A 10,714-nucleotide genomic window follows, 5' to 3' on the forward strand; every position below is an offset into this window, starting at 1 on the left:
AGATTTTTCCCCTATGATAATTCCCCAGCCAATGTTTCTGACTGCTATTGTTAAGGAGATAGGATAATGTTAGGCTGATAGCAAATACACCTAATGAGAGTAGTATTGGGGGAATCTCATAGGGAATTGCTATAAATTCCAGCCAATAAATAATCATTGAGTGGAACAAATATATTCCAAAGGAATTTGGAACTATCAATTGATATAATTTAGTGTTCTCTATCCACATGGTATTGACAGAAAGAATATAAAATACTGTTATTCCAATAAAAGCATTAAATAATTTTAATAAATAGGAGGGGGGGTAATTCCTGGCATTACTATATTAAAACCAATCCCACATACAACTGCGATGGCTACATATTTAAATACCGGTCTGTAAATGGTAAACAGATAGCCTAATGTGAACCAAATGAGATATTGCTCCACATTTTTGATCTGGAAATAAATCATATTTATGGGAAAACAGTAGAGAAGCAAAGCGACTATGACTATCGCCCATATTGGGATATCTAGTTTAATACAAATTTTGCGTAAACAGAAAAACACAAGGAATATCAGAAATAGTGCATACACAAACCATAGATGCCTTGGATCTAAAACAATAATGAAACCATCAATTAAATAATGTATCGGGTCTCGGACACCTAGAAGTACCATTGTAGGGTAAACCATCAATAGTCCAAACACATAAAACGGTATCAATAACCTTTTAAACTTGTTCTTAAACAATTGTACAAAAGTCATAGATTTCTTTTTTACCTCCAATTGCCAAGCGAAGATACATCCGCTGGCAAAGATAAACAGAGGCATGTGAAAAGCGTAAATCACCTCTTTTACGGAATTCAAAATTGGCGATGGCGTACTGGGTGTAATAATCGACATTGGGGAATACGTAAACACAACATGCCCCAATACAACCAATAGAATACCGTAAAATTTAAGAATATTTAGTTCTGTTAGCATAATGACAATCGTTCAACAATCCTCTTATACTTCATCTAACTTTCTATATTACACTTCCAATTGTAAAACAACTCTTATGTCAAACGTTTGACAAAGATTTCGTGTAAGAAGAAAATCTTTGAAAAGCCGTATAACCATCATAGAAGTGGCAGAAATAACAAAGGGGTTATTGATGCATACAATGTAATTTGCAATTACATACTACCCTTTATGTACTAAAAAAACAATTCTGATTCTAAAATAACCTTCTTTCTGCTAGATATGAGTTCTTTTGTGTTACCTCCCAGAGAAAAGACATTGGGTAATATATTCAAACTCATGGCGCATTCCAAAAGGTTATTCAACTCTTTTCATTAACCGTATTCAATAAGATGAGTGGCAATAATCAGATTAAAAATCGAGTAGTTTTTGTACATTTCTTGTGATGCTTGTACAAATGAACTTTTGAAATATATTGTAACTGTGAATGTCTGTCCCGGTATAAGCAACAGCCTTTTCACTTAACAGCAGCACGGCCTTTTTCTTAATCCGGTTACCGTACATACCTGCTATTGACGGAAGGTTGAGCTGGAACTTTACCCCCATGTCTTTTAGCCGTCGATAATCTGATTCACCCATATAAACATACCGTTCGGGGTGAGCGAGAACCGGATAGTAGCCTTTGGCCTTGATGCGAAGCAAGATATTGCTCAATCCCATCGGAGGACTAAAATAAGAGGTTTCCACCAACAGGTGGTCTCCATTCTCGCCCAAAGGCAACAAGTCATTCTTTTCCAAACGCTCCTCAAAGAGATTGTCGAGCATATTTTCAGCCGCAAGATGTAGCGTTATCGGGCCGGTATAGGTGGCTTGTAGTTCCGCGAAACGCTCCCGGAGGTGTGCCGTGGTATTGGGTATGTCCTCCATGATGTGCGGCGTCAACCACACGGCTTTCACGCCCAGCTCTTCATACAGACGCAGTATCTCCAACGCTTCTTCCACAGTTCGCACCCCGTCGTCCACACCCGGCAGGATGTGTGAGTGCCAGTCGGTAAAACCTTCGAATATACCGCTATCTTTCAATGGTATGCATTTCCTGAACGGCCACACAATGATATAAAGATTTTGTTTGAAAAGGATTTATTGATAACTATTTGGCAGATAGCTATTTACAGCTAATTGTGTTTTTCGTCGGAGCCGTAATGGTAGCCCGAGCCGTAACCGTAGTGATAACCATAGCGATAGCCGTAACGGTATCCGTATCGACCACCGCTTCCCTCGGTCCCGTTCAGGATCAGGGACATGTTTTTGTATTTTTTTTCATCGTAGATCTTCTCCAATTCCGAGAGCATGCTCCGTTCGAGCAACCCTGCGCGGACTACGAAAATGGTACGGTCAGCCAGTTTCTCGATAATTTGCGTGTCGGCTACCAGTTCAACGGGCGGACAGTCGATCAGCACATAGTCATATTGCTCCCTTACAGTATCGATTGTCTGCTTTAACCGCTCGTCGAACAATAATTCCGTTGGGTTAGGAGGTATCGTTCCCACGGGTAGTATATCCATAGATTTATGTTTCGGATCGGGTACGATGATCTCATCCAGATTATCGATACGACCTCCCAGATAGTCGCTCAATCCCTTGTCGGGAGAGTCGATATAGGATGATGCAGAGGCGTGGCGCAGGTCTCCGTCGATTACCAGCACTTTTTTTCCTTTGATGGCAAGGCTCATGGCAATGTTCATGGTCAGAAACGATTTGCCGCTGCCCGGATTGAATGAGGTCATGATGATGACATTCGAAGTCTTGTCCTTGCCGGTCATAAATTCCAGGTTGGTACGCAATACGCGGAACGCCTCATTGATGATGTCACGGTTGCCCTCCTTGACGACAACGGCCTTGACTTCCTGCGGCTTTTTCCCGAATATTCTTTTCTTCTTTCTTGTAAACAGCGGAATCTCGCCGATGAACGGTACGGTCACACTCTCCAGGTCTTTCCTTCCCCGTACACGGGTATTCATATTCTCGCGCATGAAGATAATGACTATCGGAATGAGCAGCCCCAGAGCAAATGCGACCATAAAGATGTTCTTGCGTACAGGGGATGTCGGCAACATACTGCCGTGCGGTGGAGTGACAATGCGGGTATTATAGGCCGTAAATGCTTGCGAGAGTTCGTTCTCCTCGCGTTTTTGCAGCAGGAACAGGTAAAGAGCCTCCTTTACCTTCTGCTGGCGTTCCACCGAAAGCAGGTATTTGGCCTGTGTAGGGTTGGCCGCTATACGTGATGTTGTCTGTTGCTCCGTCTGCCGTAAACTTTTTATCTGCGAATTCAAGGTTACTATCTGATTGTCGATAGACCTGATTATCGCCCCACGCATGGATGCCAGAGCCTGATCCATATCCACGACCAGCGGATTTTCTGCGCTGCTGTTCGCAACCAGGCTGTTACGCTGCAACAGTTGTTTGTTGTATTCGGCAATCTGCGATTCGATGTTGGCACTCTCTATACCGGAATTGGCCGGAAGCAGTTGGGTACGGTTGGCATCGTTGGCTAAATAGTTCCTGATGTAACGGGTCATGTAAAGCTGGTTGTTCAAGGCCAGGATCTGTGCGTTGGTCGCACTGCTTTGGGCCATGTACATGCTCGATGCCGCCTGCACATCGGGTAACAGGTGTTCTGACTTGTAAGAGGAAATATCCTCGTCCACGTTCCCCAGCTCCTGTTCGATTACTCCCAGACGTTCATTGATGAACATTGAGGTACTGACAGCAATCTGGTTTTTGTCCTTCACCCAGTTCTCGTTATAAACGGAAATCAACATACTCAATATATCTTCCGCCCGCTGTGTAGAGTTATCCTTGAATGCCAGGTCTATAACCGACGCTTTCTCGTTATTCAATGAAACGGACAGATTGGATGAGCAGGAGTTTACAGCGTTATACAAATTGGATTTGCCTACATATAATGTATATGCCTTGCCTTTCACGTAATTGGGTGTTGTATTGATAATGATTTTCCCCAATGGTGTAGGAATGGAGTCGAGCAAGTTTCCCTTTATATCCTTTTCGTCAAGATCCGTCCCGTTACGTATAAAGTCGGATAGGAATAACGTGCCGTCCGGCTGCACTTCCAGCGTGAAACCGGCTGATTCATTTTCAGGCAAGTCATTTATCGTTACATCCACTGGTAATGTCAGTCCATAGGCCACCTGACGGTGGAATTTTCCTGGAACGAAGTAATTCATATCCAAACGCAACCGTTTAACTACTTCAGTCATTAAAGACGGTGACTGAAAGGTGATAAGTTCGTTATTCACATTTGTACCGGATTGGAACAACCCGAACTCCGAGAAGGATTCCAGATCCGAGGAAAACGACTTACCTTTGGAATCTTCTTTGACCAATACCGAAGCGGTACGTGTATAAACGGCAGGGGTACGTAACAGATGAACGGTAGCGGCACCGACCGTTATCGCCAAAGACAAGACGAACCACTTCCACCTTGCGAGACACAGATACAACAGATCCTGTATCCGCAGGAAATCATCCTGCTGTCCCGGTTTTATATTCTTTTGATTTATGGCCATATCTGATTTTATATTTATTTCACAATTAACACGGTAATGGTAGTCAGCAGCGAGGCCAACGACATCCAGAAAGAAGCAGAACGGACGTTATTGCCGTTGACAGTCGCCTGCCGTGCTTTCATTGAGTTAGGTTCCACATAAACTATATCGTTCTGCTGTAAATAATACACGGGAGAGGCATAAAGGTCGTATCCTGAATTCAGGTTAACCTGATACAAGGTCTGTTTACCGTTTTCCTCCCGTTGTACCAGCACATTCTCCCGTTTCCCGTAGACGGTAAGGTCTCCGGCCATGCTTAAAGCATCCAAAAGCGTCAGCTTGTCCTTATCGATATTGAAGCGTCCGGGGTTGGCAACCTCACCCAACACGGAAACGGTCAGGTTCATGAACTCAACTGTAACGACAGGGTCTTTCACGAGATTCTTCGAAACCAGTTCCTCTTTTATATACGAGGCGATTTCCTCGCGTGTCATTCCCGCCACATGGATATGTCCCAACACTGGAAAATCGATATCTCCATCCTTGTTGATCGTATATCCTGATATCCCCTGGCTATTGGATGTTCCCGATGTCGTACCGATCTGTCTGGATATGATCGGAAGGTTGAAAAGGTTCATCAACAAGGGGTCCTTGCTGTTGACTAGTATTGAGATCTTGTCTTCGGGACGCACCCGGATTTCCAGCGGGTTCAAGACTTGTTCTGCGGTACCCCGTTTCAGGTCCGTGAAATAAGCGACTTTCGGCGTGGCACATGATCCCAGCAGGAAAGCCACGGTCAATAAGAATAAAATGTATCTGATTTTCATATTTCATTGATTTTTATTTGTTGGTTTTCTGTTCCGATTGAAGTTGTCCGATAGATTTCGTCAGCCTGATGTTGGCAAGAGTCCATATCAGGATATCGCCCAGCACGATCCAGTTCACATTGAGATAAAGGGACAGAAGAATATTGAGCAGTATGAATATTGTTGATACGGAAACAATGATAATCATGGCATTGCGCTGCTTTATTCCGAGAGCAAGCAGCTTATGGTGGATGTGGTTCTTGTCCGGCAGGAACGGGTTCTTCCCGTTGCGTACCCGATGCAGGTAGACCCGGACCACATCGCAGCATGGAACCAGCAAGGGTGAGAAGGCTAGCACCATCGGATGTATATTTCCTGTATTATCGTCTAGACCGCACATGGTCAGTTTGAGACTGAGGAAACAGAGCATCATGCCAACGGTCAAACTACCTGTGTCACCCATGAAGATCTTCCTTCCGTGCTCGGCGTTCCCGAAAACATTGTAATAGAAGAACGGTACCAACACTCCCAATGTGGCGAACGCCAGTATGGCATAGACATGCTGGTGGAGCATGAAAAAAGTCAGACCGTAAAACAGGCAGGCGACACTGCATAGCCCGGAAGCCAACCCGTCAATGCCGTCGATCAGGTTGATGGCATTGATGATGAAGACCACGATTAAAATGGTCAAAGGATACCCCAGCCATAACGGAACCGCATGAATACCTAGGATGCCGTGCAGGTTATTGATATATATTCCACCGGCGATAAGCATCACGCCACACAGGATCTGGATGACAAACTTGGCACGATAACGGATACCAATTAGGTCATCGGCCATGCCGACCAGATACAGTACCATGATGGAGCAGAAAGCAAAAGCCAAAGGCCGTACATTGTTTCCGATTTCAGACAACATTTCCGAATGCCCCAGTGCCATATTGATTCCCAGTAACAAAGCTATGGTGAAAAACACGACCGGTTTGAACGCGATACCACCCAATCGTGGCACCGCACAATGATGTATCTTCCGTTCATCGGGAAGGTCGAACAGCTGTTTGCGAAAAGCGATCAGCAGAATCTGGGGAATGACGATACCCGCACAGAGAACACAAAGCAAAAATGCCAGTGAACAATTTACAATCCAAAAATACATATATTCAGATATTGTTTTTTATTTGCGTAAAACCGTGAATAAGGATTCCAGACTTTTCCATATCAGGAAATGACTTCAATCAAATCGGGATGAACCTCAGCCGATATCCCCATAATCCCCTCAAGCATCACGACCACCCGGCGGTTGCGTTTCCCTTTTACCCGCATAAACACACCCTTAACTCCATCAAGCTTGCCGCCGTGGATACATACACGGGTACCTTTCCGTATGTCGATTTCATCCGGCTTATAATAGGCCGTATCCTTCTCATACAGGGAAGCTATTTGGATGAAACTGTCCATCTGGTCGTCTGGCACGGTGATATATTCCATACCCGTGCTTTTTTTCCACATGGCGAATTGCAGGAAGTTGTACCGTTTCTTGAATTCGGTGATCTGCGAGTGGCTGGCGTGGACGAAAACCAGACTCGGTATGACCGGCACCAGCCTTGTCGACTTCATCCCGTGATAGGTCTTTACGGCGTAATGTTTCGGAATGAAATATTCCAGACCGTATTCTTTGTCCTTCAGCCTGTCCTCCGCCATTTTCTCATTCTTGTAGGCGCGCATGACGAACCAGCGGACCTGCTTTTTTTCTTCCACCGTAGAAAAACTCATACCCATATTGCCGGGATTATTTTACAGGTGAGGATATACCCCTAGTTCATGCCAATTCGTATATTGGTATGTATTACAACAGATTACATTTCCTTTATTCATAATATCCACTATCAGTCCCATACTTTTGACAAAGTGTACAGACCTCATTTCCGAGGCTTCTGCCGCTACTTCTCTTGGCAAGAGAAATATCCGGGGATCATATTTTACGTAACTGGTTGACGGACAGATAGAAATACGGAACGGCATTATGGTACTTATCCAACATATGTTAAGCAAATACACTCTGTATGAATGTTTTGGTTAATTTTATCACCCGTTTTCTATTGTTTTTTCAATATTTTACGTAATTTTGCGCATTGTAATATTTCTCTTGCCAAGAAAACGAGCCATATGCTCAACAATTTTTATTGTATTACAAAACGCCTTCAAAAATCCTTTTTTAAAAACATCCGGTTTTAAATTGTCAATAAGAATATCTCCAACGGTATCCTGCCGCTATATTGACAGTTCATGGATCTTTTCTGGTACTTTTCTTTTTAAGAGAAATACCGGAAAGGGATAGTTCTGATAATCAGATGCTATATATGAAACCTGACGAGGATTTGTTTGACAATTAAACCGGAATTTGAAACATTTTCTTTCGAAGAAAACTGTTTTTTATCATACAAGTGGATATTTTCCTATATTTTACCTATCTTTGCAATGTGTAATATTTCTCTTAAAAAGAGAAGCAGGAACGGCACAGCCTTTGTCCGTTATTCTGCGTGCCGCATCCGTCCCCGTTATAAGGATTTGAGTATGATGTCGTTTGCCTTGTCCACTTGTGAGGTGTCCAGCGAGGCGAGGTAGATTCTGGTCGTGTTTTCCGAATCATGTCCCATCGCCTCGCTGATGGTTGCCAGCGGCACATTCTTGCTTCTGGCAATACTCGCCCATGCATGTCGGGCTACATACATGGTGAGCGGCATACCGAGCCCGAGCCGTTTCCCGAGTTCCTTGAGTTTTCCGTTGATGAAATGCGCTGCGCTCCTGTACTGCCGCACGGCATCCTTGGCCGTATCCCTGATGACCGGAAAAAGGTAGGGGCTGTCATTGTGGCCATACCTGTCCAGGATCTCCTGCATGGGCTTCTCCCATTTAATGGACAGACGCCGGCCGGTCTTCCGCCTGCGGTAGGTCAGCACGCCGCTCTTCAGATCAGCCTTTTTCAGGTAGGCGATGTCGACGAACGACATGCCCCGGGTATAAAAGCTCAGCATGAACATGTCCCTGGCGTATTCCATGCCCGGGGAAAGACGCAGGTCCAGGTCACGTATCATGCGGACCGCTTTCAATGGAACAGCACGTTTTACGGTCTTGTCTATTCCGGTGTAGACATGCTTGAAAGGGCTGCGCTGTACCGTCAGTTCCCTGTCCACCGCACGGTTGTAGACGGCACGCAGGTTCCGCATGTAATAGGAGGTGCTGTTCGGACATATCCCCTTGTCCTTCAGCCATGCCTCGTATTCCAGCATGAGGGTGGAGCCGATATCCTCCAGCGGGATGTCGCCGTCCCTGCCCCGAAAGCGCGTGAAGCTGTTCAGTACGGTGGTGTACCTCTCGGCGGTGCGCTTCTTGCCGACACGCTCCAGTTCCTCCACGAGCCTCTTTCCGAAGGCCATGAAATTATGGCTGTCCTCAGGGGGCGGGTTGTGAAAAAGTTCGACAACCCTGCCGGCGGGATAGGTACCGCCGGAACGTTCCAGTCCGGCAATGATACTTTCCAGACGGCGGATGTCTTTTTCCATCCGCTCCTTTAACGCAAGCAGAAGGCTTCTTCTGGCATCATCGGATACCGACAGTATGATTTCCGATGCATGTTCGTCCCATTCCGACGGGAACAGCCTGTAGCCGGTGTTTATCTGGCGCGCCACCCTTCCGTGGATGATCTGGAAATAGAGCGTCCCCTCCCTGCCTTCCACGGACGAGGACCTGAATTTGGTTTTGATTGTTGCCATAGTGCAGTCATTTTGAATTAGGATTGTCCACTTGCTTCCTGATTTCCTGTGCCTCCCTGAACAGCCGGTGCGCCAGACTGTCCTTGTAGGCCGCCATTTCATGATTACGGATGCGGTTCCTGACCGAGTCCTCAAAAGCGGTCACCAGCCTTTCCACACGCCGGATCTTTTCCTCGTCCCGCTCGATGGTGAAATGCTTCTCCAGGAAGGCGATGTCGGGATCATCCCCCGGCAGGCAGATCCTGATGGCACGGTATTTCAAATCGGCATCCTTCAAAAGCCGGTTCGTGCGGTACTGGTTACAGTTGGTCCAGACGGAAACGACCAGTGCCAGGATCAGTGCTGAAGCTGTCGTTACCACCGCCTTGGATGCGCTTTCCAGACGGTAGGTCACCAGTCTGCGCTCCGGTTCCTTTTTCAACAGGACCATTCTCTCATCCAGCCGTCTTACCGTTTCCTTTACCGCCTGGCTGTCCTGCCGCAGGCTGTCCCTTGTCTTTTCCATTTCTCCGGCAAACGTTTCGGCAGACAACGGCCTGCCTTCCGACAACCGGGCGGTATGGCTACGTACCGCTGCTATTTCCGAACTGTTTTTCTCCACTGCGGATTGCAGGCGTTCCAGACGGATTTTCAGTTCCGCAATCCCTTCAGGGGAATTGGTCCGGTTTTCAACTGCGGGGCTTGTGCCTTCCACAGGCAGCGTCTCCACTTTCTTCTCGATCCTTTCAAGGCATCCGTAGATGCCTTCCAGATAGTTTTCCTGTTTCATCTTTCAAAGTTTTTTCGTTATACATATGGTTCACAAACTCCTTCCTTTCCTGCGCTTCTTCTTTCTCCGCAGGCGTTCCGCCTCTTTCTCGTCCTCCGTCGGTACCACCGACGGCATGAACACGCCGCCCGTACCGGTGACTTCGACCAGGTTATCAATAACAGAACCATGACTTTGTTCATGGTACGGTTGCTTTTGGGAAACGTCATTTTCCAGGGACGTGACATGGTTATGGTCCAATGCCGCATCCAGTCTTGACCAACTGAAACTGCGGTCAATCTCACTCCCCTTGAATGACTGGTTATCCTTGATAAAGCGGATGCCCTGCACTTCATTAGTGTTTCCCTTATACTTGAATTCCATTTCCACGCCCATTTTTAAGAGCTTATTTTGAAATTCTTTCCATGTATTTGCACTCCTCAAAGCTTCCTTAACCGCACGATATATCTCGTATTTCACCCTTTCGGAAACGTGCAGCTTTTCCGTTTTAACGGACTGTTTGCCTTCGGAATAGGTGAGCGAATACTTGTCCTTGAGCATTTTCGTCACCCTCTCGTTGCGCTTGAAATCGTTGCTGTCGGAAATCACCTTCCCGTCGAAGTTCACCCGGTTGAAGACGATGTGGCAGTGCGGGTTGTCCGTCCCGTGATGCCTCACCACGATGAACTGCGTGTTCCGTATCCCCATCAGCTCCAGGTATTCCCCCGCCAGCCTTGCCATGAACGCGTCGGTCAGCCTCGGTGCGTCCTCCGGCTTGAAGCTGAGCGCAATGTGCCCCACCGGTTTCGCCACGTCCGGATTCAGCAGGCATTGCCACCGGAAACTTCGCGCCATCTCTTCTGCCGTTCCCAG

The 10,714-nt window shown here is 46.4% G+C and carries 9 protein-coding genes; all 9 read right to left on the bottom strand.

The features are described 5' to 3' along the window. Positions 1 to 285: 285 nt before the first annotated feature. Positions 286 to 966: an acyltransferase family protein gene (locus ACESQI_RS12905; protein ID WP_117589752.1), complete on the bottom strand. Its 681-nt coding sequence runs from the start codon at positions 964 to 966 to the stop codon at positions 286 to 288. 390 nt (positions 967 to 1,356) lie between these two features. Further along, positions 1,357 to 2,055 carry a tyrosine-protein phosphatase gene (locus ACESQI_RS12910; protein ID WP_032952756.1) on the bottom strand — a complete coding sequence of 233 codons (699 nt, stop codon included), beginning with the start codon at positions 2,053 to 2,055 and terminating at the stop codon, positions 1,357 to 1,359. A gap of 65 nt (positions 2,056 to 2,120) precedes the next feature. Continuing rightward, the gene (locus ACESQI_RS12915; protein WP_004320796.1) at positions 2,121 to 4,535 is read right to left on the bottom strand and encodes a polysaccharide biosynthesis tyrosine autokinase; all 2,415 of its coding nucleotides are present in this window, start codon (positions 4,533 to 4,535) and stop codon (positions 2,121 to 2,123) included. 14 nt (positions 4,536 to 4,549) lie between these two features. Then, a complete protein-coding gene (locus ACESQI_RS12920) occupies positions 4,550 to 5,341 on the bottom strand; it encodes a polysaccharide biosynthesis/export family protein (protein ID WP_004320798.1) in 792 nt (263 codons plus the stop codon). A 13-nt stretch (positions 5,342 to 5,354) separates the two neighbouring features. Continuing rightward, positions 5,355 to 6,476, bottom strand: a complete 1,122-nt coding sequence (locus ACESQI_RS12925) for an MraY family glycosyltransferase (protein WP_117589753.1) — start codon at positions 6,474 to 6,476, stop codon at positions 5,355 to 5,357. Between the two features lie 62 nt (positions 6,477 to 6,538). Continuing rightward, positions 6,539 to 7,099, bottom strand: a complete 561-nt coding sequence (locus tag ACESQI_RS12930; protein WP_032952754.1) for a UpxY family transcription antiterminator — start codon at positions 7,097 to 7,099, stop codon at positions 6,539 to 6,541. Between the two features lie 779 nt (positions 7,100 to 7,878). Next, complete coding sequence (locus ACESQI_RS12935; protein ID WP_032952751.1) at positions 7,879 to 9,093, bottom strand: site-specific integrase; 1,215 nt, start codon at positions 9,091 to 9,093, stop codon at positions 7,879 to 7,881. Positions 9,094 to 9,100: 7 nt separating this feature from the next. Next, positions 9,101 to 9,862, bottom strand: a complete 762-nt coding sequence (locus ACESQI_RS12940; protein ID WP_032952750.1) for a hypothetical protein — start codon at positions 9,860 to 9,862, stop codon at positions 9,101 to 9,103. Positions 9,863 to 9,892: 30 nt separating this feature from the next. Beyond that, positions 9,893 to 10,714 (bottom strand): relaxase/mobilization nuclease domain-containing protein (locus tag ACESQI_RS12945; protein WP_373126250.1); only part of this gene is annotated, 822 nt, incomplete at its 5' end.

It is taken from the genome of Bacteroides sp. HPS0048, assembly GCF_964240755.1.
Classification (GTDB): Bacteria; Bacteroidota; Bacteroidia; order Bacteroidales; family Bacteroidaceae; genus Bacteroides; species Bacteroides nordii.